Source organism: Kushneria sp. Sum13, assembly GCF_052692355.1.
Genome location: NZ_CP199847.1, coordinates 122,506 through 147,593, shown reverse-complemented (window position 1 = coordinate 147,593; position 25,088 = coordinate 122,506). Strand labels below are relative to the sequence as shown.

Sequence of the window (25,088 nt, the reverse complement as noted above, 5' to 3'; positions counted from 1 at the left end):
CCCTTCAGACACGCGCTGTTAAAAAAGCGGACCGGCGCAGACGCCGGCCCTATTGTGACGCGCTTTGCGCCCATTGTCAGCGCAACACCCCTACCACTCGGCGAAGCTGCCATCGGCATGGCGCCAGATCGGGTTGCGCCAGCGATGGCCGATTTCGGCGCGCTCGCGCACGTATTCCTCGTTGACCTCAACGCCCAGACCCGGCCCCTGCGGAATCTTCACGTAGCCGTCTTCATAGGCGAACACTTCCGGGTTTTTGACGTAGTCCAGCAGATCATTGCCCTGGTTGTAGTGAATGCCCAGGCTCTGCTCCTGGATGAAGGCGTTGTAGCAGTTGGCATCAAGCTGCAGGTTGGCGGCCAGCGCAATCGGCCCGAGCGGACAGTGCAGGGCGAGCGCCACATCATAGGCCTCGGCCATGTTGGCGATCTTGCGCGTCTCGGTGATGCCACCGGAGTGGGACGGATCAGGCTGGATGATGTCCACGTAACCACCGGCCAGAATCTGCTTGAAATCCCAGCGCGAGAAAAGCCGCTCCCCCAGCGCGATCGGGATGTTGGACAGCGGCGCAATTTCCTTCAGTGCCTCGGCGTTTTCACTGAGCACCGGCTCTTCGACGAACATCAGGCGATAGGGCTCAAGCTCTTTCATCAACACCTTGGCCATCGGCTTGTGCACGCGACCGTGGAAATCCACGCCGATGCCGAAGTTCGGGCCTACTGCGTCACGAATCGCTGCCACGTTGGCAATGACCCCATCGACCTTGTCGAAGGTATCGACGAACTGCATCTCCTCAGAGGCGTTCATCTTGATGGCTGTAAAGCCGCCGTCCATGCGCTCTTTGGCCATGCGCGCAGTATCGCTCGGTCGATCGCCGCCAATCCAGGAGTAGACGCGGATACGATCGCGCACCGCACCACCCAGCAGCTCATGGACCGGCACGCCCAGCACCTTGCCCTTGATGTCCCACAGCGCCTGATCGATACCGGCCAGCGCGCTCATGTGAATGGCGCCGCCACGATAGAAGCCGCCGCGATACATCACCGTCCAGTGGTCCTCGATGTGACGCGGGTCCTTGCCGATCAGATAGTCGGAGAGTTCTTCTACCGCCGCCGCCACACTATGGGCACGGCCTTCGACCACCGGCTCGCCCCAGCCGACAAAGCCCTCGTCGGTCTCGATCTTCAGAAAGCACCAGCGCGGCGGTACGATGAAGGTTTCCAGTCGGGTAATTTTCATGACAGTACTCGGCAGTTCCTGGTCTTGAGTGGATCAGAAGGAAGTCATTGTTGACGGTTCAGCGCTTGAGCGCCTGCCAGGCGTCCGCGAAGGCGCGGGCATTGCGGCCCACGTCTTCTGCGCTCATGCCGGGCTTGTAAAGCGCCGAGCCGAGCCCGAAACCGCCGGCGCCGGCATCGACAAATTCCTGCATGTTGTCGGGCGTAATACCGCCCACCGGCAACAGCGCCACCTCGGGCGGCAACACGGCACGCCAGGCCTTGATCACCTTCGGCCCCAGCTGCTCGGCCGGGAACATCTTGAGCACATCGGCGCCGGCGTTGAGTGCGGCGAAGGCTTCGGTCGGCGTGGCCACGCCCGGGGCACTGGTCAACCCGGCGGCTTTAGTGGACTGGATAACGCGCGGGTCGCCGTGGGGCGAGACGATCAGCTTGCCGCCGGCGTGCGCCACGTCACGCACCTGCTGGACGCGGGTGACCGTACCGGCGCCGATCAGGCACTTGTCGCCCAGAAGCCGATCCAGCCGCACGATGCTTTCCAGCGGCTCGGGTGAGTTGAGCGGCACTTCCATGATGCGAAAGCCCGCGTCATAAAGCGCCTGACCGATGGGCTCGATTTCATGCTGCGTTACACCGCGCAAAATGGCGATCAACGGCAGGGTCTGCATGTACTGGTTCAACATGGTCTGCTCCTTGGTGAGCTAAAGCGTCAAAATCTTCAGGCGGACTCGATCAGGCCGGCATGGCGGGCGATGGTCATCAATCCGCTGATGCTGGCGTCATGAATAATCTCGACATCAGGGCATTCAAAGTGGGTCAGCGCGCGAGCGTAACGCCGGCACAGGGCGTCATCGCCGATCAGCGCAAGCCTCAAACGGGCCGTATCTCCCAGCGTAGCCGTGGCACTGCGCACCTCCTCGCCGATCAACAGTCCCGAGAGATAGGCAAGGCTGGCTGCAGGCGAAAGTTCTCCCGCCAGCACGCGGCTGCGCACGCTGAAAAGCTGGCCCGACAGGCCCGCGCTGCCGCTGTTACGGGCATTTTCAAGACCCTCATCGAAGGCCTCAAGGCTTGCCGCCTCGCTGGCCTCTTCCTCACATTCAAGCGCCGGGCGCCCCAGAATCGAGTGCTCGCGCAGCACGGCATACAGCTCGCCGGTCATGTGAGTGGTAAACGACGTGAGGCGTTTCTCCTCGATCATTGCCCACTTGCTGTGGGTGCCGGGCATGATCAACAGCGCGTCTTGGGCCAGCGCCGGATTGCGCGCCATCACGCCAATCAACTGGGTCTCCTCGCCACGCATGACGTTGGGTAGCGCGCCGGTCTCGGGGTTGCTGCGCTGCATGACGCCGGGCACCAGCGACAGCCGATCAATGCCGGTATCGATCTCGACCAGGCCATTGGCGATGGCACCGGCATCGGCGGGGGCGGCCACGTAGGGCACTTCCTGCCAGCCGCCGCGGCTGCCGATCATGCCGCAGGCCAGCGCCGGCAGGTCCGGGTGTGCATCGCGCCACGGCCCGACGACGGCCTGATAGGCCCGGGCGAAGTCGCCCTCCGGGGTATGCAAAATCCCCCAGGGCTCATGGCGGCTCTCCAGGATCTGTCCCTGGTCGTCAAGCAGCCAGGCACGCAGTGAGGAAGTGCCCCAGTCGAGCGCGATCAGGCGCGCAGAGGTGTCAGTCATGGGAGGCTCCCGCAGGTGAAAAAAGGGCAGAGTCAGGGTAAAGATCAGGCCGGGCGATCCGGTTCGATAACTGCGCTGCGGCGTCATGCACGTTTGGGCCAAGCTCGGTCAGGCGCGCATCCGACATCCAGGGCGTGGCACTGGCGATGCTGATGGCCGCCACAATCATGCCCTGCTCGTCGCGCACCGGTGCTGCCACGCAGCGAATGCCCCGTTCATTGTCCTCAAGATCCAGCACCACGCCCGTCTTTTGATAGTCGATCAGCCGCGCTCGATATTCGGGCCAGGCCGGAGGCTCCAGCGGTGAAAGTCCCGCCACGGGGACCTCCCCCTGATGGCGATGGCGCTCACAGGCCAGCGCATGCAGGCGCTGCCACTGAGCCTCATCAAGATCGAGCATCAGCGCCCGCCCCACACCGGTCAGGGCCAGCGGCAGCCGAAGTCCCGGACGCGAGCGCATTTCAAGCCCGCGCGATCCGCGGATCTTGTCGAGATAGACCACGTCATCGCCTTCCCGAACGCCCAGATGCACGCTGTCACCGCAGTTTCGGGCCAGGGTCTCAATGATCGGGCGGGCCAGCGTGACCAGCGGCATCTGCTCGCGGGCACGAGTACCGAGCGTGGCCAGCTTGATGCCAAGCTGATAGCCATGGGCATCCTGGCGCAGGTAGCCGGCATGGACCAGCGCCGAGACCAGCCGGTGGGTCGTGCTGCGCGTGCATTGAATGCGCTCGCCGATGGCGGCCAGGCCATGATGGCCTTCAGCCACGGCGTCCAGCACCGCCAGACCGCGCATCAGGGCCTGAGCGCCGACAGGGCGTTCGGGAAGGGGAGCAGAAAGAGAAGTTGTCATGGCATCAGTCTACGCCTGAAATGGCTCCATCCCAATATGCAGACATGACTCCCACATTATGGGACGAATGGCATGATACGAAGGTCTCGATCTGTACTAAAGTCAGAAAAGACCAAGGTCAGAAAAGCACTCATGTCCGACTGTGACAGGATCCGATCCATGCATGACACCCTGATGATCTGGTTGACGCACCTGCCCCGCTGGACGCTGGCCATGGTGGCCATCGCCGCCGCCATGGTCCTGCATGGCGGGCTCAAATATCTGCACCTTCGCCTGCGCCGGCTGGAACACGGGCGCTGGCATCTGCTCAACGTGGCAGCGCTGGCCGTGCATCCACCGCTGGTGTGTCTGGTGTGGTGCTATGGCGTGATGGTGGCGCTTTATTATCTGGTGCCCACCGTTCTGGGCTGGCAGTCCACCATCATGACGCTGGCCAACGTGGTGGGCGTGTTTCTGGGCTTCTGGCTTTTTGTGCGGGTCTCACGACGGGTGATCGCCGTGATGGACCGCTGGTCGGAATCACGCCAAGGCTACTTCGAGCGTTTTCTGGCCCCCTTTCTGGCCCGGGCCGCCGCGGCGCTTTTCCCGATTTTTCTACTCTTCTCGCTGTTTCCGCTGTTTGTGACCTCCGAGCGCTTTGACCTGGTCATTCACAATCTCACCAGCATGCTGCTGATCGCCAGCATTGCCGGCATCCTGGTGCATGGGGTCAATATCGTCGAACGCGCACTCAGAGAGCACTACCGTGTTGATGTGGCCGACAATCTGGCCGCGCGCAAGGTACACACGCAGATCGCCGTGCTGCGCAAGCTCATCAACTTCATCATCGTGCTGGTGGCACTGGCCTCGATGCTGATGCTCTTTGACAAGGTGCGCCAGCTCGGCACCAGCATTCTGGCCTCGGCCGGCATCATGGGGGTCGTGCTGGGTTTTGCCGCGCAGAAGATCTTCGGCAACCTGCTGGCCGGGGTACAGATTGCACTGACGCAGCCGATTCAGCTCGACGATGCGGTGGTGGTGCAGGGCGAATGGGGCTGGATCGAGGAGCTGACGCTGACCTATGTGGTGGTCAGGCTCTGGGATTGGCGCCGGCTGGTGCTGCCGATCAACTGGTTTCTCGACAACCCGTTCGAGAACTGGACGCGGCGCACCAACGACCTGATCGGCAGCGTCTTTTTGTATGCCGACTTTTCACTGCCGCTGGACGCGCTGCAGGAAGAAGCCACCCGCATTGCGCAGAACTCGCCGCTGTGGAGCGGCGTAGTGTGTAAGGTGCAGCTTCTCGAGATGACCGAGTACAACATGCAGCTGCGTGTACTGGTCAGCGCCCGCGGCGGCGGCGACACCTTTGACCTGCGCTGCGAGATGCGCGAAGGACTGATCCGCTTTATCGCTCGTGAATATCCGGATGCCTTCCCGCGCATGAGAGTGATGATGCCGGATCGCAACAGCCTGCACGGCGAGCAGGAAGCCAGCCCTGCGCCGACCGGGGAAACCACGCTGACCCAGGCGCCGGACGACTTAGCGGGCGAGGACCGGACACCGAACGGCCCGGCCCCCAACTGATCAACCGAACCCGAGGTCGCCTCGGGTACTACTGCCCGGCGCCGGCCATCAGATCGGCCTGAATCACCTCGATCCAGTAGCCGTCCGGGTCCTTTACGAACACCACGTTTTTCATCTTCCCATCATTGGCACGCTTGATGAACTCGACCCCCATGTCCTCGAACCAGGTCTCGGCGCTGTCCAGATTGGGCACGTTGAAACAGATGTGGCCATAGCCCTGCGGGTCCGAATTGCCGTTGTGATAGGCAAATTCCGGATCGTCCTCGGTGCCCCAGTTGTGGGTCAGCTCCAAAAGCCCGCGCTGGCTGAAGGTCCAGATCGTGCGCTCATCCGGGTCTTCCGGCACGCTGTCTTCCGGAGACAGCTGAGTCAGAAAATAGAGCGTGAACTTGAGCTCGGGGAAGTCGAGCTTGCGCAGCAGGCGCATGCCGAACACGTGGGTATAAAAATGCAGGGCACGCTCCGGGTCCTTGATGCGCACCATCGAGTGGTTGAGCGTAAAGCCCGCCGCAGCGGTCGGGATTTCCTCGGCCACACCCGGGGCCTTCTCGGTAAAGGTGGTCATGTTAGTCTCCATTGATATAGTAATGATTGAATTGATGGGTAAAGGATTGCCCCACCGCCGCTCACTGGGACCAGAGGACATTTCATGCTGGGCATCCATGATCTTGCCATTTTCATGCTTTCGGGCCTGATCCTGAACATGACACCGGGGCCGGACTCGCTTTTGATCGTGGCGCGTACCGCCGCAGGCCGATGGCAGCAGGGCGCGGTGACGGCGCTGGGCATCAGTACCGGCACACTGGTGCATGTGTTGGCCGCAGCTCTTGGGCTCTCGGCCATTCTGGCCACCTCTGCGATAGCGTTCACGGTGGTGAAATGGGTCGGGGCGCTCTATCTGATCTGGCTGGGCCTGTCGGCGCTTCTCAAGCGTCACCATTCAACGCCACAGACACTTGCGCCCCGAATCAGCGAGACCCGTCTGCGCACGCTGTTTCGTCAGGGGTTTCTGACCAACGTGCTCAACCCCAAGGTAGCGCTGTTTTTCATGGCCTTCATGCCGCAGTTCATTGACCCGGCATCGACGCTCAAACCGCTTGCCTTCCTGACCCTGGGCCTGATCTTTGATGTCGTGGGCACCCTGTGGAGCGCTGTCCTGATCGCCGCTGTCACCCTGGGTGGGCAGCGCCTGCGCCCCGGCGCCAGACTCAAGGCGTGGCTTGAGCGCAGCATCGGCATCATATTTGTGGCGCTGGGGGTTCGACTGGCCCTGACGCGAACGCCTTCTCTGGCATAAAAAAATCCGGCGCCCTGGGCGCCGGATCCTTCAACCATGACCGCTAGTCAAAATAACTGAACGTTTCGCCATCCTTGATGTTCAAAAGCGTCTCGTAAATCAGACGGATGACGTTTTCGACGTCCTCGCGCTGCACCATCTCGACGGTGGTGTGCATGTAGCGCAGCGGCAGCGAGATCAGGGCCGAGGCCACACCGGTATTGCTGTAGGCAAAGGAGTCCGTGTCGGTGCCGGTGGCGCGTGACTTGGCGACCCGCTGGAAGGGGATGTTGCCCTTTTCGGCCACGTCCAGAATGCGCTCGCGCAGACGGTTCTGCACCGCCGGGGCCCAGGCAATCACGGGGCCGGCGCCCATCTTGTTGCTGCCTTCCTTTTTGGGGTCAATCATCGGCGTGTGGGTGTCGTGGGTCACGTCGGTGACGATCGCCACGTTCGGCTGGATGCGCTCGGCAATCATCTGCGCGCCGCGCAGGCCCACTTCTTCCTGCACCGAGTTGACGATGTAGAGGCCGAAATCGAGCGTCTTGCCGTTTTCCTTCAGCAGACGCGCCACCTCGGCAATCATGAAGCCGCCCATGCGGTTATCCAGCGCGCGGCAGACGAACTTGTTGCCGTTGAGCACGCTGAAGGTATCCGGATAGGTGATCACGCAGCCGACGTGGACGCCGAGCTTTTCGACCTCTGCCTTGTTGTCACAGCCGACATCAATAAAGATGTTGTCCGGCTTGGGCGCCTGCTCTTCGCTGCCGGGGCTGCGGCGGGTATGGATCGCCGGCCAGCCGAATACCCCTTCGACAATGCCGTTTTTGGTGTGGATGTTGACCCGCTTGGAGGGCGCGATCTGATGGTCGCTGCCGCCGTTGCGAATCACATAGAGCAGCCCTTCATCGGAGATGTAGTTCACATACCAGCTGATCTCGTCGGCGTGGCCTTCGATCACGACCTTGTACTTTGCATCAGGGTTGATCACACCGACCGCTGTGCCGTAGGTGTCGGTGAAAAATTCATCGACCCACGGGCGCAGATAGTCCATCCACAGTTTCTGACCTTCCCACTCATAGCCGGTGGGCGAGGCGTTGTTGAGATAGCGCTCGAGAAATTCCAGCGACTGATCGTTTAAAAGGGTGCTGTTGTCACTCATGGTCTGTCCTGTTCATGCGTTGATTCCGGGATCAAGCGATCCGTACGCCCTGACCATGGCGCGAATAGACGCGTGCGTCCAGTTCCGAGCGCTTCAATACACATGATCCCGGTCCGCATGGGCGGCGCCGGGGTCATGGTCATGGAAGGTTTGAAACTGTGCGAACCGCGGTTCAGATCAGGTGATGAAACGGTCTGAATCTGTCGCGGCCCGGTTTAAATGGGAAGGTGGTTAATCTGGACAGTGATTAAATGGGGCAGTCGTTAAATGGGACAGTCTTTAAATGGGATAGTGGCGTGGCCCCAGCTGCACGGTCATCCAGCGCAGTTCGGTGAAGGCATCGATACCGGCCTTGCCGCCAAAGCGTCCGTAGCCGCTGCTCTTGACCCCGCCGAAGGGCATTTGCGGCTCGTCATGCACGGTCGCCGAGTTGATGTGGCAGATGCCGGATTCGATCCGAGCGGCCACGCGCATGGCGCGCGCCGTATCACGACTGAACACCGCTGCCGAAAGCCCGTATTCGCTGTCGTTGGCCACCCGAATCGCCTCGGCCTCATCTGCCACACGAATCAGGGCCACGACGGGCCGAAGGATTCCTCGCGATAAAGCCGCATGGTATCGGTGACGCCATCGACCAGCGTGGGCTGCATGATCACCCCTTCAGCCTGACCGCCGGTTAAAAGCCGTGCGCCCTTGCCTTCGGCATCATCAAGCAGCGTATTGAGCTTGTCGCCCGATGCCCGGTTGATCAGCGTGCCCAGCGCGTTGTTGGCGTCGCGTGGATCACCGGCACGCAGCCCGACCACCTTGCGGGCCAGCTTCTCGGCGAATTCATCGGCGATGGCCTCGACCACCACCAGACGCTCGGTCGACATGCAGATCTGGCCCTGATTGAAAAACGCGCCAAAGGCTGCGGCCTCGACGGCAGCGTCCAGATCGGCATCCTCGAGTACCAGCATCGGCGCCTTGCCGCCCAGCTCTAGAAGCGCCGGCTTGAGGTTGCGCGCGGCGCGCTCGCCAACCATGCGCCCAACATGGGTAGAGCCGGTGAAATTGACACGGCGCACGCAAGGGTGATCGATCAGTGCATTCACAACCTCTGCAGCCTGCTCGGGGGCGTTGGTGATCACATTGACGATGCCATCATTCAGGCCGGCCTCGACAAGTACCTCACCGATCAGGTGATGGGTCGCCGGACACTGCTCGGAGGCTTTCAGGATCACCGTGTTGCCACAGGCCAGCGGGGTGACAATCGCGCGGGTGGCCAGAATGATTGGCGCATTCCACGGCGCGATGCCGAGCACAACCCCACACGGCACCCGCACCCCCATGGCCAGATTGTCGGGCACGTTGGACGGGATCACATCGCCCCCTACCTGGGTGGTCAGGGAAGCGGCTTCACGCAGCATGCCGGCGGCGACCATGACGTTGAAGCCGGCCCAGCCCGGGGTGGCCCCGGTCTCATTGACCATGCGCTCGATGAACTCGTCCTTGCGCGCCTCCATGCGATCCGCCGCCGCCAGAAGTCTTGTGCGCCGCTCGCCGGGCCCGGTCTGCGACCAGCCTTCGAAGGCGTTTTTGGCGGCCTCGACCGCGGCCACGGCGTCATCAAACGTGGCTGCGGCAGCCCGGGTCACGACAGCGCCGCTAAGCGGATTGTGCCGCTCAAAGGTCGATTGCTGCCGGGCCGGTCGCGGCTGACCGCCGATCAGAAGTTCGAGATTCATGACAGGCTCCGTTGATATCAAAAATAAACACAGGGATGCCAGGGATAACGACAGGCCGCCGTCATTTTTTTCAACCGCGGCCTGACTTGGGCCATGCACTCAGCGACGGTAGCTCTGAAGTCCGGGCTTGATGCTTTTATCATCCAGAAACTGCTTCATGCCCTGCTCGCGACCGTGCTCCCGGTCGAGCATCTGCGCCTGGTCCAGCTTGGCATACAGATACTCCTCGTTTTGCTCCCAGGTCAGCTCCCGACACATCTTGAAGCCGGTCTTGGCGGCCCGCAGTACCACCGGGTTCTTGTCGCCCAGCGTCGCTGCCAGTGCCCTGGTGGTCTCGCGCAGCTCGGCCAGCGGTACACTGCGATTGACCAGCCCCATGTCGGCAGCCTGACGGCCGGTAAAGGTCTCGCCGGTCATGATGTAATAGAGCGCCTGGCGGTGACCGACGGTATCGGCCATGGCCTTGCTGACCAGGTTGCCTGGAGGAATGCCCCAGTTGATTTCCGACAGACCGAATACGGCGTCATCAGCTGCAATCGCCAGGTCACAGGCCACCAGCGGTGAGAAGGCGCCGCCGAAGCACCAGCCGTTGACCATGGCAATGGTCGGCTTGGCGTAGTGACGCAGCAGTTTCCACTGCCAGGTCGAGGCGTCGCGACGTACCTTGACCTGAACGATCTCGGGGCTGGCATCAATCTCGCGGAAGTACTCCTTGAGGTCCATGCCGGCCGAAAACGACTCGCCGGCGCCACTGAGCACCAGCACCCGGGCGTTTTCATCCAGCTCCAGGGTTTCGAGCACGTCAATCATCTCGCGATTGAGCGTGGGGCTCATGGCGTTGCGCTTGTCAGGGCGATTGAGCGTGACCCAGGCGATACCATCCTCGACGGTGACGTCTACGGTATCCCAGCGATTGTTGTAGTCTGTCATGTAAGGTTACCTGTCAATTTTATATCAAGTAGGCTGATACTTACCTGACGTATACTAGTGCGCGACCCGTCACTTGGAAAGAGGAATTTGCACATGACCACCATCTCCGATGCACACCCTGACGCGGCACCAGACAATTCGCCTCGGCGTGAGGGCAGTCCACGCGTGCCGTACCTGATCGGCCGGCTGGATCGTGCCCTGCGAAAACATATTGGTGAAGCCGTTCGGCCGCTGGGGCTGACCATGCAGCAGTACACGGCACTTTCTGTGCTGGCACGGCGCAGCCCGCTCTCCAACGCTCAGCTGGCCGACCGGTCACTGGTGTCCCCTCAGGCGGCCAACGAGATGGTCAGACTGATGGAGCAGCGCGGTCTGGTGATGCGTAGCCCTGACCCGCACCATGGCCGCATCATTCATATCAGCATGACCGATGAGGGCAAGCGCCTGCTGGCCGAGTGTGACCGGGCCGCCGGCGCGCTGGAGGCGTGCATGATGGAGTCACTGGACGATCAACAGCGCGTGGTCCTTGAGCGTTGCCTCCGGGAATCCCTCAAGGCGCTGGGGGCGGGGCTGATCGATACCGAGTGAACAAGGGCCGGGGCCGGCCCTTCAATGGTGGCGCGGTTCAGTTGACTGAAAACACATTGATGACGACATCGTCGGGCAGCCGCTGGGCGGCGCCGATAAAGATCGTGCGGTTGATCCAGTCGAGACCGGCGCTGGTGGTGTGCAGACGCGGCGTGGTCTGAAAGTAATATTCTCCGGCAGGCACGACCTCGCCTTCGAGCAGGCGCGCCATGACGGCCGGCGAGGCGTGGCGATAGCCGATGTTGGTGACCTCGATGAGATCGCCGCCATCGGTCTGCAGGCAATAGCGCGCCTCAAGCTCGGCCACGCCATCCGGTCGCAGGGTCTGCCAGTCGCCGCCGCCGGCCAGAACGCGCCCGTTGAGCCCAGGGCCTTCAAAATACCCGCCGATGATGGGGATAAAGCGTCGGCGTCCCCGAGCGTTTTCGCCAAGCTCCAGAGGCGCTTCGACCTCGACATGCAGGCAGGTAACAAATTCAAGCGCCGGGCCCTGTGGTATTTGATCCGTCAACGACATGACATTCCCTCCCCTATTCGTTTGATCCCGGTTCATCCGATGCCTGCGGGCTGTAGATCCTGCGCAAAAGCCCCAGCAGTTGACGTCTTTCCGTCTCGCTCAGCGCCTGGGTGGCGGCCAGATCACTCTGCTCCGAGAGCGCCTTGAGCCTGACCACCAGCGCCTCCCCGGCACGCGTCAGAAAAATGCCATATGAGCGACGGTCACGCTTGCAGCGCACCCGCAGCGCCAGACCGCGGGCTTCCAGCGTATTGACCAGATTGACGACGCGCGGCGGATCGATCGCCAGCGTCTGCGCCAGGCTCGACTGCGTGACGCCCGGATGGCCTTCAATGATCACCAGCGCCGAAAACTGGGCCGGACGAATATCGTGCTCGCGCATGACCTCATCAAAGTGCTTGAACACCCTGAGCTGGGCACGACGCAGGGCATAGCCCAGGCGCTCCTCCAGAATCAGTCCATCCACGGGGCCGGTCTCGGTCGCTTCCGGGGCCACCTGATGAATCGGCGCATCCTTGTCACGGGGGGGCATGGCGTCTTTTTTCCTTCAAAAAGAGAAACAGTTAGTGGATGAAAGCAACCTTCCATCGAATATCGTGACGCTTTTGACACCTTATACCGCAACGGTGCTGGGCTAAAGTCTCATTCTGCCATTCTGGCAAAAGGATATAGTTACTCAACACAACTAAATGGTTTCGGCATCCATCATCATGCCGGTTATTGCTGGTGGAGCGCTTTATGAGGTCCGACAGTAGCCCCCTGCAGGAGCACGATATGTCAGGCACCACGTACTATCTTGATGGCGGGGTCATCGGGCCTTTCCCGCGCTGTATGACCGAGCGTTTGTTGATGTGGGCGCAAAAACGCCCCGACGCTGTCTTTCTTGCCCAGCGCGACGTCGCCGCTAAAACCTCCCGTGACATGCCGCCCTGGAAAACCCTGACGTTTTCCGAGGCGGCAACGCACATGGTGCATCTTGCCCAGGCCCTGCTGGACCATGACCTGTCGCCTGAGAGACCGCTGATCATCCTGTCGGGCAATGACCTCCATCACGCCCTGCTGACCTGTGCCGCCCTGCATGTGGGCATTCCGTGTGTGCCCGTGTCGCCGGCCTATGCGCTGGTGGCCAGCGACCATGCCCGGCTGCGCCATGTTATCGATACCGTTACACCGGGACTGGTCTTCGTCGACGATGAAGCCCGTTTTGCCGCAGCGCTGGACGCCGTTGGCGGCGATGCAGCGCTGGTGGCCACCCGCCCGGCAGCGCGGGCACAGTCCCTCGAGGCCCTTGCCCGAACGCCGCTTCGAGGGGACAGCGTCGAGCGTGCCCATCTCGCCGTCACCCCGGACAGCGTGGCCAAGCTGCTGTTCACCTCGGGCTCGACCGGCATGCCCAAGGCCGTGATCAACACCCAGCGCATGCTCTGCAGCAACCAGGCCATGCTGGCACGTCAGCTGCCCTTTCTGGAAAGGGAGGCGCCGGTGCTGGTGGACTGGCTGCCCTGGCACCATACCTTTGGCGGCAACACGATCATGGGCATGGCGCTGTATCACGGCGGGGCGCTGTATATCGATGACGGCAATCCGACTCCCGAAGGGGTTCAAAAAAGCGTGGCCAATCTGCGCGAGATCTCCCCGACCTTCTACTGCAACGTCCCGAAGGGGTTTGAGTCGCTGGCCAGCCATCTGCAGGACGATACCCAACTGCGCGACACGTTTTTCCAGCGTTTGGAGATGATGCATTTCGGCGGGGCAACGCTGCCCGGCCATGTCAGAAAGACACTCGATGCGCTTGGCCAGGCGCACACCGGCCAGCCGCTGCCGATGCTGACCGGGCTGGGCTCCACGGAGGCCTGTCTGGCGTTTTGCACCGTGGATGACACGGCAACGCCGGGGCTGGTCGGGCGACCGGTACCCGGTATGCAGGTCAAGCTGGTGCCCTCGGGCCAAAAGTGGGAGGCACGCCTGAAAGGACTCAATGTGACCCCCGGCTACTGGCGCGACCCGGACAGAACCCTCGAGGCCTTTGACGAGGAAGGCTATTACTGCACCGGAGACGCCATGCGACCTGCCAGCGCGCAGGATCCCGACAGCGGGCTGATCTTTGACGGGCGGCTCAGCGAGAACTTCAAGCTTTCAAGCGGCACCTGGGTCAACGTGGGTGCGCTGCGACTGGCCGCCATCGACGCGCTGGCGCCCGTGGCCCAGGACGTGGTCATCGTCGGCGAGGGCCGCGACTATCTGACCGCACTGCTGGTGCTGCATCCGGCCGGCTGCCGGCAGCAGCTCGGCAGCGACATGCACGACCCGGCAGGCAGCGAGGCCTTGAGAGCGATGCTGGGCGAACGACTGAAAACGCACTGGCAGGGCAGATCAAGCTCGATGCGTCTGGAGCGGCTGCTGGTACTCGATTTTCCGCTTTCGCTGGATCGGGGTGAAGTCACCGACAAGGGGTCGGTCAACCAGCGGCTGGTCCGCGAAAGCTACCCGGCCCTGGTCGACGAGCTCTACGCCGACGCCCCTTCTTCGCGTCTGATTCTGCCGGCCTGATTAATACCTAGGCGACCTCGTCGGCCTGATGCCCTGAGCACCTGCCAGAACGCCGACGATATCGTCGGCGTCTTCATTGCCCCTTCGGTAAACGATGCGCTATCCGGTGACCACGATGCGCTATCCGGTGACCAGATACAGGCTGAGCGCCGGAAACAGGATCAGAAGGGCCAGACGTATAAAGTCCGAGATGATAAACGGCGTGACGCCGCGAAAGATTTCTCCCAGCCCCACGTGGGGCGCCATCGCCTTGATGACGAAGACATTCATGCCGACGGGCGGTGTGATCAGTCCCAGCTCGACGGTCAGCACCGTGACGACGCCAAACCAGACCGGATCGATTCCCACGGCCTGAATGATGGGATAGACCACCGGTACGGTGATCACCAGCATGGCCAGCGAGTCCATGAACATGCCGAGAATGAAATACATCGCCAGAATGCACAGCAACACCACGATTGGTGCAAGTTCGAGGCTATAGAGATAGTCCGAGATGGAAAACGAGATGCGCGACACCGAGATGAAATAGCCCAGCGTCTCGGCCCCGACCAGCATGAAAAACACCACCGTGGACAGCGCCAGGGTCTCCTGCAGCGCCCGCCACAGCCCAACAGCGCGCATCCCCTTGGCCACGGCGTAGATCAGGGTCGCGAAGGCACCGATACTGGCGCCTTCGGTTGGCGTAAAGATCCCGAAGTAGATGCCCAGAATAATCAGCAAAAAGACGCCAAAAAACGGCACCAGCCCGGTCAGCGAGGCCAGCTTCTGCCCCCAGCGGGTCGGCTCGCCCGCCACCGCAAGCGACGGGCGAAGACGCATCACCACGGTAATGGTCAGGCAGTAAAACAAAAGCCCCATCAGGCCCGGAATCAGACCGGCCATGAACATGTCGCCCACCGACTGCTCGGTGAGGATGGCGTAAATCAGCAGTGCAATACTGGGTGGAATCATGATGCCCAGCGTGCCCCCCGCGGCGAGCGCCCCCGTGGCCAGCCCCCGGTTATAACCGTGTCGCTCCATCTCCGGCAGGGCGACGCGGGTCATGGTGCTGGCGGTGGCCAGCGAGGAGCCCGAAATCGCCGAAAAGATGCCACACGAGCCGATCGCCGAGATCGCAAGCCCGCCCTTCCACCCACCACAGATGGTGCGGGTGGCATCAAAAAGCTTGCCGGCCATGCCCGAATGCGCAGCCAGCACCCCCATCAGGATGAACATCGGGACGGCGCTGAAGCTATAGCTGGTCAACACCTCGACCGGCACGGAGCGCACCATCGACAGCGCCGCGTTCCAGCTGATCACCTGGGCAAAACCGCCCACACCGACGACCAGCATGGTCAGCGCGACCGGCACCCGCAGCACCATCAGCACCAGCAACAGGCCAAGGCCCAGCGCACCGATCATTTCACTTCCCATGTCAGATCTCCTCGACCGAGGCCACGCGGTAATGGAAGACAAGCCCCAGCACCGCAAACACCAGACTGCGTGCCCCCAGCAGAAGGCTCAGTGCAGCGGCGACCCAATAGATCGGCCCCATCGGCAGACGAAGATCCTGGGTCACCTCACCGTGGCCCTGAGCACTGACCGCCGAGTCCCACAGCCCCAGCGCCACCAGCACGCCAAGTGCTGCAAACCCCAGCAGATAAAAGCCGTTGAGTCGGGTCTTCAGGGTGTCATTGAGTCGATGGCTGAACGCCTCGACCACCACCTGGCCCTTCTCGACGTTGGCGGCCATCGCCGCCAGCAGGGCAAACAGCATCAAATAGCTGACCAGCTCCACGCTGCCGGAGACCCGCAGCGTCACCGCGCCATCACTCAAGCGATACAGGTAGCGCAGCGAGACATCGGCCACGGTGACCACCAGCATGCCGGCCAGCGCCACGCCGGCCACCAGCCGACACAGCATCTCCAGCCAGTGCCCGAGTCGAAGAAGTCCCTGCTGCATTGTGATGTCTCCGTGTCACGCGTGGATGTTGGCGCAGGCGTCAGGATGCCTGCGCGTCACAGGCACTGCGGGCCTTGAGCGCCGCCTGATACACCTCGCGCCCCTGGTCGAGGCCACGCGACTCGAGCCCACCCAGATAGTGCTCGATGCCCTGCTTCAAGGGCCCCTGCCAGTCGGGGTTGTCCAGCGGATGATCGATCACGCGAATGGTGTCGCCGGCCGCTTCCGCTTCCTGCCTGCCGGCAGCATCAAGTCGTGAGAAGACAGCCCCGGCGTTGTTGGCCCATGTCATGCCGGAGTTGGCATCGATCACCGCGCGCTCGCTGTCGGTGAGGCGTTCATAGGCCTGCTTGTTCATGGTGGCCACGAACACCACGGCGTAAAACGGCACCTGGGTGTGGTAGTGGGCCAGCTCATTGAGCCGGAAGACCTTCATGCCCTCCCAGGGGAAGCTCAGACCGTCCAGCACACCGCGCTGCATCGAGGTGTAGATGTCCGGGGCCGGCATGCCCACCGGACGGGCACCCATGCTCTCGAGCATGTCACCGGCCACCGCGGTCGGTCGTCGAATACGCAGCCCCTTCAGATCTGCCGGGGTCTGCACGTCCGTTTCACGGGTATGGATATAGCCCGGCCCGGTAGTGAACATGAACAACACGTGGGTGTCCTTGTACTCATCGCCGAATTGACCCTCGTCATAGAGCGTCTGCATGACACAGGCCCCCTGCGAGGCATTGTCGATCACGCCCGGCAGCTCCGCGATCTGGGACAGCGGGAATCGCCCGGCCGTATAGCCCTGGGCGGTCACGCCGATATCGGTAATGCCTCTGACGGTGGCGTCATAGGTGTCGTCGGCCTTGCTCAGGGTCTGGGAGGGGAAGTTCTGAACCCGCAGCTCGCCATCGGACTGCTCCGTGACGGCCTTGGCCCAGGCCTGAAAGATCTCCTTGTCGGTGGTCGAACCACCGGGCCAGAAATGCGACATGCGAAGCGTGGTGTCCGCCTGGCTCTGGCCGGCCCCGAGCAGGGCAATGGCAGCGGTCAATACGAAGGTGCCAAAACGAGTGTTCATGAGTGTTCCCGACCCCGAGTGGAAAATCGCCTTTTGTACCGCAGCCATTGTTCGCCATAAGCACAAAAGTTCGCTTGAAGCCTCACAGTAAACCGCTCGCCATGTCCGAGGTAGCCGGACTTTAGTTGAGCGCTCGGGGCCGGCGCTATGTCAGCGACTCAAGGGGCAGCCCGACATAGTTCTCGGCAATGGTGACAAGCCCGGCATGCGAGCCGGTGGCGTAATCAAGCTCGGCCTGCTGAAGACGTCGCTCGAAGTCTTCCTGATCGGAAAACCGGTGCAGGTTGGAAGTCATCCACCATGAAAAGCGCTCGGCCTTCCAGATACGGCGCAGACAGGTGTCGGAATAGCGGGAAACAAGATCGGTACGGCCGTTGTGGTAGATGCCGACCATCAGTTGATAGAGCGTATGGACGTCGCTGGCAGCCAGATTCAGCCCCTTGGCCCCGGTGGGCGGGACAATGTGGGCAGCGTCTCCGGCCAGAAACAGACGACCGTACTGCATGGGCTCGACCACGAAACTGCGCAGCGGCGCGATGCTCTTCTCGATTGAAGGGCCGGTCACCAGCTGCTCGGCGACCTCCTCGGGCAGCCGCGCGGCAAGCTCTGTCCAGAAGCGCTCATCCGACCAGTGTTCAACCTTCTCCCCTGCCGGCACCTGCAGGTAGTAGCGGCTGAGATGTCGTGAACGCAGGCTGCACAGGGCGAAACCGCGCGCATGACTTGAATAGATCAGCTCCTCATTGACCGGCGGCGTCTCGGAGAGCATGCCCAGCCAGCCAAACGGATAGACCCGCTCAAAGGTCTTGAGCCGGTCCTCGGGGATCGAGCGACGCGACACGCCGTGAAAGCCGTCACAGCCGGCCACGTAGTCACACTCGAGCTGAACGTGCTCGCCGTCTTTTTCAAAGGTTACCCGCGGCCGCTCGGTGTCGAGATCATGCAGCGCCACCTCATCGGCCTCATAGATCGTGGTCGCCCCGGCCGCGGCGCGGGCCGCCATCAGATCACGGGTGACCTCGGTCTGGCCGTAGATCGTCACCGTCCTGCCCCCGGTCAGCCCGGCCAGATCGATGCGCACGCGGCGATGGCCCAGAGCCAGCTCGAAGCCGTCATGAACGATCCCTTCCTGTCTGAGGCGCTGGTCCACCCCGGCCTCGCGCAAAAGATCCACCGTCCCCTGCTCCAGCACGCCGGCCCGAATGCGACCCAGCACGTAGTCGCCCGAGCGGCGCTCCATGATCACGTTGTCGATGCCCTGGCGCTGCAGTAACTGCCCCAGCAGCAGGCCGGCGGGGCCGGCGCCGATAATGGCCACTTTTGTACGCATCGCGAACTTCCGTTACAGAAATGATGGATTTCATTCTCTGCTTCACGGCGCCCGCCTTTAAGGCACAAATGAACGACGAAATGACAATATCCGCGGATTACTCGATGACTTTAGTCTGGCAGACCCTGCCCGACCGGAAGATTGGTGATGACGATAGCCCAGACCGTGCCTGTCTTTCGTCTGTACGGTGAAACCCGGGACTGGCCCACGCCGGATCTTTTGCACTGCGAAACCATTGCCGATCGCAGTCGGCCCCACGGCTGGCAGATCAGGCCCCATCGCCACACCGACCTGATGCATCTGCTGCTGCTCACAAGGGGCGGGGGCAGTGCGCACCTTGGCGAGCTGGCCTACTGTCTGACGCCACCGGCGCTGATCTGCGTGCCGGCGGCGGTCTCCCATGACTTTCACTTTTCACCGGACACCGAAGGCCACATCGTCACGCTGGCGCGACCGCTGGTCGAGGATCTCCAGCAGCGTCTCCCCCAGGCGCAGGTACTCCATCGTAATGATCACTACGCTTTGGCCGAGCGCGCCGAGTGCCTGCCCCTGGCAGGGCTTTTCGAGCAGCTGCACACCGAATACCGCCATACCCCGATGGGCCAGCAGGAGGGGCGCGAAGCCATGCTCAATGCCCTGATCGAGGCGGTCGTCCTGCAGCTGTGGCGACGCGCGCGCTGGCAGCCCCATCAGCAGCGCCCGACCTCCCAGCGGGGCGAACAGCACCTGCAGCGCTATCAGGCTCTGATCGAAACCTGCTTTCGTGACCAGCCCACCGTGCCGCAGCTGGCAGCCGGCATCGGCATCAGCAGCGCCTACCTCAATGAGGTCTGCCGGATGCTGGCCGGGCGCAGCGCCCTGCAGCTGCTGCATGATCGGCTACTGCTCGAGGCACGTCGGCAGTTGACCTATACCCGCCACAGTGTGGCCGCCATCAGCGACCAGCTCGGCTTTTCCGAACCCGGCTATTTCACCCGCTTTTTCAAGCGCTACACCGGTGAGACGCCGCGCGCCTTTCGCCAGCGTTTGCCCTGAAGGCATTGATCAGCAGCCCGGCTCAGCGCCTGTCGGGAGGATCGAGACTCAGCAGCTCGCCGTAGCGCAGCCCGATATAGGCATGCTCGCGCATGAGCATTTCGGCCCGCGCGCCCTCGCCCTGTCGCAGCGCCTGAACAATCGCCTGATGCTGGGTCTGGGCCACGTAGAGCTTGCGATATTCCCGGTCCAGCGCCTGCGTATCGAGAATGATCGAATCCGCCGAGGCAAATGGCAGGTGATCGTTGCGCGCCAGCGCATCACCAATCACCGGACTGCCAATGGATCCAATGATGGTGGTGTGAAAGCGCTGATTGAGTTCACTCCAGACGGTCACATCGTCGGCCTCCAGATACCCTTTTGCCAGCACGGCATGCCCCTGCTCGAGGCAGTCGGCAAGCTGCGTCCTGACCGCTGGCGCCAGGCCCTGCTCCGCCAGCCGCCGGGCCGCGAGGCCTTCCAGCGCGCCCCGAACCTCCAGCGCACAGAGAATGTCCGTCTCGGTAAAGGCGCGCACGCGATAGCCGCGCTGGCCGGCGCGCTCCAGAAGCCCCTCCTGCTCAAGAGTGCGAAAGGCCAGCCTTACCGGGGTGCGTGATACCCCCAGATGCTCGGCCACATGCAGCTCGGCCAGGCGCTCGCCTGCCGGGTAGCGCCCCTCGCGAATCCACTGGCGCAGGCTGGCCACCACGCTCGTATTGTTTTTGCTCACTGCCCTGCCCCGCGTCAAAAAAGTCTTGAGTAAATACGATCAGCATTAATGGATCCAACCAAAGCATATATTGACCAATCAAGCCTCAAAGGTCTCTACTCTGGATCCAATAACATATTAATAATTTGTCGACCGATGATGAGGACCACACCATGTTTCCCAAAAACGTCTGGTATGTCGCCTGCACGCCTGAAGAGATCGATGATAAGCCGCTGGGCCGTACCGTCTGCAACGAGAAGATCGTGTTCTTTCGCGCCGAGGAAGGCAAAGTCGCCGCCGTCGAGGATTTCTGTCCGCACCGAGGCGCGCCGCTGTCGCTTGGGTTCGTGCGTGATGGCCAGCTGGTCTGTGGCTATCACGGGCTTGAGATGAACTGCGAAGGCAAGTGCTCCAGCATGCCCGGCCAGCGTGTGCGCGGCTTCCCTGCCAATCGCGTTTATCCGGTCGTCGAGCGCCACGGCTTTGTCTGGGTATGGACCGGTGACGCCGAACAGGCCGACCCCGCACTGATCCCGGAACTGCACTGGGCCAACAACCCCGACTGGGCCTATGGTGGCGGGCTGTATCACATCCAGTGCGATTATCGCCTGATGATCGACAACCTCATGGACCTGACCCACGAAACCTACATTCACGCCTCCAGCATCGGCCAGGCCGAAATCGAGGAAGCCGCGCCCGAAACCGTGGTCAACGGCGATGAAGTCATCACGCGCCGGGAGATGGAAAACATCACCGCGCCACCGTTCTGGCAGGCAGCACTGCGGGGCAACAACATGGCCGAGGACATGTCAGTGGATCGCTGGCAGGTCTGTCGCTTCACGCCACCCAGCCACGTGCTGATCGAGGTCGGCGTCGCCGAAGCCGGCAAGGGCGGTGTCAATGCCCCGGCCGAGTCGCGCGTGGCCAGTGTGGTGGTCGACTTCATTACCCCGGAAACCGAGACCTCGCACTGGTATTTCTGGGGCATGGCGCGCAACTTCAATCCGCAGGACGAGGCGCTGACCGAACGCATTCGGGAGGGCCAGGGCAAGATCTTTGCCGAAGATCTGGAAATGCTGGAATCCCAGCAGAAAAATCTGCTCGCCTATCCTGACCGTCGGTTGCTCAGCCTCAACATTGACGGCGGCGGCGTGCGCGCCCGACGCATCATCGATCGCCTGCTTGCCGAAGAGGCCGCCCCGGCAGAGGGGGCCGCTGTCGCCGGCTGATCCCTCCTCGCCCACCGATCAATGAACGGCGCCTGTGCGCCGTTCGTCCCTTGATTCGGTTTGAGACCGAACAGGAGCCTCATGATGAGCAACAGCACCCTGTCCATGTTTGTGCAGGTCATCGAGCGACGCGTCGAGGCCGAAGACGTGATCGGCCTGACACTGGCCGACCCGCATGGCCGACCCCTGCCTGCCTTCAGTGCCGGCGCCCACATCGATGTGCGCATCAGTGACGGGCTGGTGCGCCAGTATTCACTGATCGGCCAGTCCGACACACGTGACCGCTATCACATCGCCATCCTGCGCGAGCCTGCCTCGCGAGGCGGATCGACGGCGCTGCACGATACCCTCAAGCAGGGTGACATGCTTCAGATCAGCGCGCCGCGCAATCACTTCGAACTCGAGCCGGCCACGCATACGCTGCTGTTTGCCGGCGGCATCGGCATCACGCCGATTCTGTGCATGTTTGATCGCCTGATACAGACGCATGCCGATGTCGAGCTGCACTACGCCGCCCGCACCCGGACGCGCATGGCCTTTGCCGAGCGCCTCGAGACAAGCGACACCGCCGGACGAACCCATTTTTATTACGATGATCGACCCGAGGCAGGCCGACTCGATGTCGCCGCAATTGCCGCGGCAGCACCGAGGGATACCCACGTCTACGTCTGTGGTCCGGCCGGGTTTATCGATCATGTCCTGTCGACCTTCAAGGCCTGTGACTGGCCGCAGGATCAGCTGCACTGCGAGCACTTCAGCGGCGCAGCGCAGAGGGATGAGGACGACACCAGCTTTGAGGTCAAAATCGCCAGCAGCGGGGCCACCTTCACCGTGCCCGAAGACAAGAGCGTCTATCAGGTGCTGACCGAAAACGGCATCGAGATCATGGTTTCCTGCGAACAGGGCGTCTGTGGCACCTGCCTGACCCGTATTCTGGAAGGCGAACCCGACCATCGCGATCTATATCTTGAAGAGCATGAACACGCCGCCAACGATCAGTTCACGCCCTGCTGCTCGCGCGCCAAAAGCCGGCTGCTGGTGCTGGACCTCTAACCTCTTCAGGCCTTCCGGCCGACAGTGGTGCGGTGTCTCATGGCCCTCTACCGACCGTCATGACAACAAAAGAGACACGACACATGATGAGAACCACGCTGATAAGTGCGGCACTGGCCCTGTCGCTGGCGGTGCCATTGGATACCGCCGGGGCCGCGGAAGTCCTGCGCGTTGCCCATGTCTGGCCGGGGGGCTCCCTGATCGACCGGGAACTGTTCCAGGCCTGGGCCAAAAGCGTTGAAAAGGCTTCGAACGGCGAGCTCAGGGTGCAGGTCTTTCCCGGCCAGACCCTGGCCAAATCCGACCAGACCTATCAGAGCGCGGTGTCCGGCATCGCCGATATCGGCTCGACCGCACAGGGCTACAACGCCGGGCGCTTTCCGCTGACTCAGGTCGTGGAGCTGCCCGGGATCTCGCAAAGCAGCCATCAGGGTTCCTGCGTGCTGCAATCGCTGTATGACCAGGGCGCGCTGGGCGATGAGTATCGGGATTCCCATGTGCTGTTCATGTTCACGACCGGCCCCGGCTATCTCCATACGAAGCGCAAGCTGATCTCCACACCCGCTGACATGGCCGGTCTTCGCCTGCGACGACCGACCTCGGTGGTCGGCGACATGATGACACGTCAGGGCGCCCAGGCCGTAGGGATGCCGGCACCGGACGTCTTTACGTCCATGCAGCGCGGCGTGCTGGATGGCTTGAGCTTCAACTGGGAGGCGATGAAAACCTTTCGCCTCAATGAGCAGACCCGCTACCACACGGAAGTGCCGCTTTATGATCTGTCATTGGTGGCGACCATGAATCAAAAGCGTTACGACGCCCTGCCGGCAAATCTCAGGGCCGTTATCGACGATCACAGTGGCATGGCGTGGTCGATGAAGGCCGCAGCCGTGTATGACCAGTTGATCGCGCAGGGCCGCGAGGAAGCCGTCGAGGCGGGCCATGAGTTTCTGGCCGTGGAGGCGCCCCTGGAGGATCCGCAGTGGGGCCCTGTACTGCAGGAGACCATCGATACTTACCTGCAGAAGACAGGGGGCAACGCGCAGGCGGTCTACGATGATGCCCGGCGTCTGGCCGAGCGCTGCACAGGCTCGCAACAGGGCGCATAACGGGCGCGGCGGCGGACCAGGCCGCCGCGGTCACGGCCTGTTCTGGGGCCGGGCCCGGTCAGGGCATGAACCCTTGATACGATGCAGAGGATTAAAAGTCGAAAAACACCGTCTCGCCTTCGCCCTGCAGGCGGATATCGAAGCGATAGCGCGCACCGGCGTCACCTTCGCGCTCTTCACGCCGGGCCAGCAAGGTCTGGCGACGCGTGGGCGATTCAATGGCATTAAAGACCGGACAGCCCGCATTGGCCTCGCTTTCATCCTCAAAGTAGAGCCGAGTGTTGAGGTGGATATTGATGCCACGGGCAAACACCGTCAGGTTGATGTGCGGGGCCATTTGCCGACCATTGGCAAGCGACACGGCACCGGGCTTGATGGTGAGAAACTGCCACTCGCCGTCGTTTTCCACCGTCGCGGCCGTCCGTCCGAAGCTGTTAAACGGCGCATCACTCTCGAAGCGGGGCTGATACTCGCCGCTGGCATCTGCCTGCCAAGCCTCCAGCAGGGCATCGCGGACGGTATCGCCATTGCCGTCGATGACCAGACCAACGATTTCGATGCGCTCTCCGCGGGCCTGATCACCGGCCAGCCGGTTCCAGACCTCCTGCTCTCGCGGCGGCAGGCCGGCGATGTCGAGCGCCAGTCCGATGTGGACATAGGGCCCGGCGGTCTGTGAGGCGGTTTCTCGCAGCACGCCATCCGCCATCGGTTGCGCATTGGGCTGTTGCATGACTGATCTCCTTTTCACTTAACCCTGATTTTCAAACCAGGTTTGCAGTTCACCGCGGACGACAAGATCAAAGCGGTAGGTCAGACAGTCCATGGTGCGGCTGTGGGCCATATCCAGTCGCCCGACCATGGTGGCCACGGCCTCGGGGTCGCGCAGCGTTTGTACGATGGGGCACAGCGGAATCAGCGGATCGCCCTCGAAATACATCTGGGTGATCAGGCGTGTCGAGATCGAAGGTCCCATCACGGAGACGTGAATATGGGCCGGGCGCCAGCTGTTGATGTCGTTGGGCCAGGGGTAGGGGCCGGGTCTGATGGTGCGAAAGCGATACCACCCCTGCTCATCGGTCAGACAACGCCCTACACCGCCAAAGCCGGGGTCCAGTGGGGCAAGATACTGGTCCTTCTTGTGCCGGTAGCGCCCGCCGGCGTTGGCCTGCCACATTTCCACCAGCGTGTGGGGAATGGGCTTGCCGAACTGATCGATGACCCGACCATGCATCATGATGCGCTCGCCGATCGGCAGGCCCGAGTGCTGCGGATCCTCACGGAAGTTGAGCAGCAGATCGTTGTCGTGCGGCCCCATGCGCAGTTGACGAAAATCCGGGCCGGACAGTTCGGATACGGTGGGTTTCAGCAGACTAACCAGCGCCTGGCGCGGCGAGCGGGCCACCGACGTCTTGTAGCCTGGCGTGTGAGGGGCGGGGTGCCAGTTGCGATCGCGCGGTACAAAGCGCCTGTTCTCTATATCCGACATGGCTTGCATCTCGTGGGTGAATGAAGCGCTCGGCGGGCGGGCAGCGG

24 protein-coding genes and 1 pseudogene are annotated in these 25,088 nt (G+C 62.3%); 8 read left to right on the top strand and 17 right to left on the bottom strand.

Annotated elements, in window-relative coordinates; translation table 11 throughout:
* Positions 1-90: 90 nt before the first annotated feature.
* The 4 genes from dgoD to ACUN8C_RS00680 are packed head-to-tail and all read right to left on the bottom strand — an operon-like array spanning position 91 to position 3,778.
* Complete coding sequence (dgoD, locus tag ACUN8C_RS00695; RefSeq protein ID WP_445620471.1) at positions 91-1,239, bottom strand: galactonate dehydratase; 1,149 nt, start codon at positions 1,237-1,239, stop codon at positions 91-93.
* 58 nt (positions 1,240-1,297) lie between these two features.
* Positions 1,298-1,921 carry a 2-dehydro-3-deoxy-6-phosphogalactonate aldolase gene (locus ACUN8C_RS00690; RefSeq protein WP_445620470.1) on the bottom strand — a complete coding sequence of 208 codons (624 nt, stop codon included), beginning with the start codon at positions 1,919-1,921 and terminating at the stop codon, positions 1,298-1,300.
* Positions 1,922-1,956: 35 nt separating this feature from the next.
* Positions 1,957-2,925 carry a 2-dehydro-3-deoxygalactonokinase gene (locus ACUN8C_RS00685; protein WP_445620469.1) on the bottom strand — a complete coding sequence of 323 codons (969 nt, stop codon included), beginning with the start codon at positions 2,923-2,925 and terminating at the stop codon, positions 1,957-1,959.
* Complete coding sequence (locus ACUN8C_RS00680) at positions 2,918-3,778, bottom strand: IclR family transcriptional regulator (RefSeq protein WP_445620468.1); 861 nt, start codon at positions 3,776-3,778, stop codon at positions 2,918-2,920. The genes ACUN8C_RS00685 and ACUN8C_RS00680 overlap by 8 nt, the downstream gene beginning before the upstream one ends.
* Positions 3,779-3,937: 159 nt before the next feature.
* Here ACUN8C_RS00680 and ACUN8C_RS00675 point away from each other — a divergent pair, with 159 nt between their 5' ends.
* On the top strand, positions 3,938-5,344 hold the full coding sequence (locus tag ACUN8C_RS00675) for a mechanosensitive ion channel family protein (RefSeq protein ID WP_445620467.1): 1,407 nt from the start codon (positions 3,938-3,940) through the stop codon (positions 5,342-5,344).
* Between the two features lie 28 nt (positions 5,345-5,372).
* Here the strand turns inward: ACUN8C_RS00675 and gloA are convergent, their stop codons facing one another.
* Positions 5,373-5,909, bottom strand: coding sequence for a lactoylglutathione lyase (gloA, locus tag ACUN8C_RS00670; protein WP_445620466.1), 537 nt, complete (start codon positions 5,907-5,909; stop codon positions 5,373-5,375).
* Positions 5,910-5,993: 84 nt separating this feature from the next.
* Here gloA and ACUN8C_RS00665 point away from each other — a divergent pair, with 84 nt between their 5' ends.
* Complete coding sequence (locus ACUN8C_RS00665) at positions 5,994-6,641, top strand: LysE family translocator (protein WP_445620465.1); 648 nt, start codon at positions 5,994-5,996, stop codon at positions 6,639-6,641.
* A gap of 43 nt (positions 6,642-6,684) precedes the next feature.
* On the opposite strand, the gene ACUN8C_RS00660 is transcribed toward ACUN8C_RS00665, so the two are convergent.
* The 3 genes and pseudogenes from ACUN8C_RS00660 to ACUN8C_RS00650 all read right to left on the bottom strand — a co-directional run bounded on the left by ACUN8C_RS00660 (position 6,685) and on the right by ACUN8C_RS00650 (position 10,439).
* Positions 6,685-7,782, bottom strand: a complete 1,098-nt coding sequence (locus tag ACUN8C_RS00660) for a M42 family metallopeptidase (protein ID WP_445620464.1) — start codon at positions 7,780-7,782, stop codon at positions 6,685-6,687.
* A 279-nt stretch (positions 7,783-8,061) separates the two neighbouring features.
* Positions 8,062-9,509 (bottom strand): annotated as a pseudogene (locus tag ACUN8C_RS00655) (aldehyde dehydrogenase).
* Between the two features lie 99 nt (positions 9,510-9,608).
* Positions 9,609-10,439 (bottom strand): p-hydroxycinnamoyl CoA hydratase/lyase, encoded by an 831-nt coding sequence (locus ACUN8C_RS00650; protein ID WP_445620463.1) that lies wholly within the window; start codon positions 10,437-10,439, stop codon positions 9,609-9,611.
* 93 nt (positions 10,440-10,532) lie between these two features.
* Between ACUN8C_RS00650 and ACUN8C_RS00645 the strand changes: the two genes are divergently transcribed.
* Positions 10,533-11,027, top strand: coding sequence for a MarR family winged helix-turn-helix transcriptional regulator (locus ACUN8C_RS00645; RefSeq protein WP_445620462.1), 495 nt, complete (start codon positions 10,533-10,535; stop codon positions 11,025-11,027).
* A 37-nt stretch (positions 11,028-11,064) separates the two neighbouring features.
* Here the strand turns inward: ACUN8C_RS00645 and ACUN8C_RS00640 are convergent, their stop codons facing one another.
* Both ACUN8C_RS00640 and ACUN8C_RS00635 read right to left on the bottom strand, forming a co-directional pair.
* Positions 11,065-11,544, bottom strand: coding sequence for a DUF3237 domain-containing protein (locus ACUN8C_RS00640; protein ID WP_445620461.1), 480 nt, complete (start codon positions 11,542-11,544; stop codon positions 11,065-11,067).
* Positions 11,545-11,557: 13 nt separating this feature from the next.
* On the bottom strand, positions 11,558-12,076 hold the full coding sequence (locus ACUN8C_RS00635; RefSeq protein ID WP_445620460.1) for a MarR family winged helix-turn-helix transcriptional regulator: 519 nt from the start codon (positions 12,074-12,076) through the stop codon (positions 11,558-11,560).
* A gap of 242 nt (positions 12,077-12,318) precedes the next feature.
* Between ACUN8C_RS00635 and ACUN8C_RS00630 the strand changes: the two genes are divergently transcribed.
* On the top strand, positions 12,319-14,094 hold the full coding sequence (locus ACUN8C_RS00630; protein WP_445620459.1) for a feruloyl-CoA synthase: 1,776 nt from the start codon (positions 12,319-12,321) through the stop codon (positions 14,092-14,094).
* Between the two features lie 120 nt (positions 14,095-14,214).
* On the opposite strand, the gene ACUN8C_RS00625 is transcribed toward ACUN8C_RS00630, so the two are convergent.
* From ACUN8C_RS00625 to pobA, 4 genes are all read right to left on the bottom strand, one after another.
* On the bottom strand, positions 14,215-15,507 hold the full coding sequence (locus ACUN8C_RS00625; protein WP_445620458.1) for a TRAP transporter large permease: 1,293 nt from the start codon (positions 15,505-15,507) through the stop codon (positions 14,215-14,217).
* 1 nt (position 15,508) lies between these two features.
* A complete protein-coding gene (locus ACUN8C_RS00620) occupies positions 15,509-16,036 on the bottom strand; it encodes a TRAP transporter small permease (protein ID WP_445620457.1) in 528 nt (175 codons plus the stop codon).
* Positions 16,037-16,076: 40 nt separating this feature from the next.
* Positions 16,077-17,108, bottom strand: a complete 1,032-nt coding sequence (locus ACUN8C_RS00615; RefSeq protein WP_445620456.1) for a TRAP transporter substrate-binding protein — start codon at positions 17,106-17,108, stop codon at positions 16,077-16,079.
* Positions 17,109-17,253: 145 nt separating this feature from the next.
* Positions 17,254-18,438: a 4-hydroxybenzoate 3-monooxygenase gene (gene pobA, locus ACUN8C_RS00610; protein ID WP_445620455.1), complete on the bottom strand. Its 1,185-nt coding sequence runs from the start codon at positions 18,436-18,438 to the stop codon at positions 17,254-17,256.
* Positions 18,439-18,585: 147 nt separating this feature from the next.
* Here pobA and ACUN8C_RS00605 point away from each other — a divergent pair, with 147 nt between their 5' ends.
* Positions 18,586-19,473 (top strand): helix-turn-helix domain-containing protein, encoded by an 888-nt coding sequence (locus tag ACUN8C_RS00605; protein ID WP_445620454.1) that lies wholly within the window; start codon positions 18,586-18,588, stop codon positions 19,471-19,473.
* Positions 19,474-19,495: 22 nt separating this feature from the next.
* On the opposite strand, the gene ACUN8C_RS00600 is transcribed toward ACUN8C_RS00605, so the two are convergent.
* The gene (locus tag ACUN8C_RS00600) at positions 19,496-20,185 is read right to left on the bottom strand and encodes a GntR family transcriptional regulator (protein WP_445620453.1); all 690 of its coding nucleotides are present in this window, start codon (positions 20,183-20,185) and stop codon (positions 19,496-19,498) included.
* A gap of 152 nt (positions 20,186-20,337) precedes the next feature.
* On the opposite strand from ACUN8C_RS00600, the gene ACUN8C_RS00595 reads away from it, so the two are divergent.
* The 3 genes from ACUN8C_RS00595 (at position 20,338) to ACUN8C_RS00585 (ending at position 23,555) form a co-directional block, all read left to right on the top strand.
* Positions 20,338-21,393: an aromatic ring-hydroxylating dioxygenase subunit alpha gene (locus ACUN8C_RS00595; RefSeq protein ID WP_445620452.1), complete on the top strand. Its 1,056-nt coding sequence runs from the start codon at positions 20,338-20,340 to the stop codon at positions 21,391-21,393.
* Positions 21,394-21,474: 81 nt separating this feature from the next.
* Positions 21,475-22,446, top strand: a complete 972-nt coding sequence (locus ACUN8C_RS00590; protein ID WP_445620451.1) for a PDR/VanB family oxidoreductase — start codon at positions 21,475-21,477, stop codon at positions 22,444-22,446.
* A gap of 86 nt (positions 22,447-22,532) precedes the next feature.
* Positions 22,533-23,555: a TRAP transporter substrate-binding protein gene (locus tag ACUN8C_RS00585; protein ID WP_445621885.1), complete on the top strand. Its 1,023-nt coding sequence runs from the start codon at positions 22,533-22,535 to the stop codon at positions 23,553-23,555.
* Between the two features lie 91 nt (positions 23,556-23,646).
* Here ACUN8C_RS00585 and pcaG read toward each other — a convergent pair whose 3' ends face one another.
* Both pcaG and pcaH read right to left on the bottom strand, forming a co-directional pair.
* A complete protein-coding gene (gene pcaG / locus ACUN8C_RS00580; RefSeq protein ID WP_445620450.1) occupies positions 23,647-24,285 on the bottom strand; it encodes a protocatechuate 3,4-dioxygenase subunit alpha in 639 nt (212 codons plus the stop codon).
* A gap of 18 nt (positions 24,286-24,303) precedes the next feature.
* Positions 24,304-25,041: a protocatechuate 3,4-dioxygenase subunit beta gene (pcaH, locus tag ACUN8C_RS00575; protein WP_445620449.1), complete on the bottom strand. Its 738-nt coding sequence runs from the start codon at positions 25,039-25,041 to the stop codon at positions 24,304-24,306.
* Between the last annotated feature and the right edge of the window lie 47 nt (positions 25,042-25,088).

Excerpts from the sequence above, each read along its gene's own strand:
- ACUN8C_RS00590 (WP_445620451.1), top strand. The coding sequence starts at position 21,475 with ATGATGAGCAACAGCACCCTGTCCATGTTTGTGCAGGTCATCGAGCGA.
- ACUN8C_RS00660 (WP_445620464.1), bottom strand. The coding sequence starts at position 7,782 with ATGAGTGACAACAGCACCCTTTTAAACGATCAGTCGCTGGAATTTCTC.
- ACUN8C_RS00645 (WP_445620462.1), top strand. The coding sequence starts at position 10,533 with ATGACCACCATCTCCGATGCACACCCTGACGCGGCACCAGACAATTCG.
- pobA (WP_445620455.1), bottom strand. The coding sequence starts at position 18,438 with ATGCGTACAAAAGTGGCCATTATCGGCGCCGGCCCCGCCGGCCTGCTG.
- ACUN8C_RS00595 (WP_445620452.1), top strand. The coding sequence starts at position 20,338 with ATGTTTCCCAAAAACGTCTGGTATGTCGCCTGCACGCCTGAAGAGATC.
- gloA (WP_445620466.1), bottom strand. The coding sequence starts at position 5,909 with ATGACCACCTTTACCGAGAAGGCCCCGGGTGTGGCCGAGGAAATCCCG.
- ACUN8C_RS00675 (WP_445620467.1), top strand. The coding sequence starts at position 3,938 with ATGCATGACACCCTGATGATCTGGTTGACGCACCTGCCCCGCTGGACG.
- ACUN8C_RS00605 (WP_445620454.1), top strand. The coding sequence starts at position 18,586 with ATGACGATAGCCCAGACCGTGCCTGTCTTTCGTCTGTACGGTGAAACC.
- ACUN8C_RS00625 (WP_445620458.1), bottom strand. The coding sequence starts at position 15,507 with ATGGGAAGTGAAATGATCGGTGCGCTGGGCCTTGGCCTGTTGCTGGTG.
- dgoD (WP_445620471.1), bottom strand. The coding sequence starts at position 1,239 with ATGAAAATTACCCGACTGGAAACCTTCATCGTACCGCCGCGCTGGTGC.
- ACUN8C_RS00640 (WP_445620461.1), bottom strand. The coding sequence starts at position 11,544 with ATGTCGTTGACGGATCAAATACCACAGGGCCCGGCGCTTGAATTTGTT.
- ACUN8C_RS00620 (WP_445620457.1), bottom strand. The coding sequence starts at position 16,036 with ATGCAGCAGGGACTTCTTCGACTCGGGCACTGGCTGGAGATGCTGTGT.
- ACUN8C_RS00650 (WP_445620463.1), bottom strand. The coding sequence starts at position 10,439 with ATGACAGACTACAACAATCGCTGGGATACCGTAGACGTCACCGTCGAG.
- ACUN8C_RS00685 (WP_445620469.1), bottom strand. The coding sequence starts at position 2,925 with ATGACTGACACCTCTGCGCGCCTGATCGCGCTCGACTGGGGCACTTCC.
- ACUN8C_RS00630 (WP_445620459.1), top strand. The coding sequence starts at position 12,319 with ATGTCAGGCACCACGTACTATCTTGATGGCGGGGTCATCGGGCCTTTC.
- ACUN8C_RS00635 (WP_445620460.1), bottom strand. The coding sequence starts at position 12,076 with ATGCCCCCCCGTGACAAGGATGCGCCGATTCATCAGGTGGCCCCGGAA.
- ACUN8C_RS00690 (WP_445620470.1), bottom strand. The coding sequence starts at position 1,921 with ATGTTGAACCAGTACATGCAGACCCTGCCGTTGATCGCCATTTTGCGC.
- pcaG (WP_445620450.1), bottom strand. The coding sequence starts at position 24,285 with ATGCAACAGCCCAATGCGCAACCGATGGCGGATGGCGTGCTGCGAGAA.
- pcaH (WP_445620449.1), bottom strand. The coding sequence starts at position 25,041 with ATGTCGGATATAGAGAACAGGCGCTTTGTACCGCGCGATCGCAACTGG.
- ACUN8C_RS00585 (WP_445621885.1), top strand. The coding sequence starts at position 22,533 with ATGAGAACCACGCTGATAAGTGCGGCACTGGCCCTGTCGCTGGCGGTG.
- ACUN8C_RS00665 (WP_445620465.1), top strand. The coding sequence starts at position 5,994 with ATGCTGGGCATCCATGATCTTGCCATTTTCATGCTTTCGGGCCTGATC.
- ACUN8C_RS00615 (WP_445620456.1), bottom strand. The coding sequence starts at position 17,108 with ATGAACACTCGTTTTGGCACCTTCGTATTGACCGCTGCCATTGCCCTG.
- ACUN8C_RS00680 (WP_445620468.1), bottom strand. The coding sequence starts at position 3,778 with ATGACAACTTCTCTTTCTGCTCCCCTTCCCGAACGCCCTGTCGGCGCT.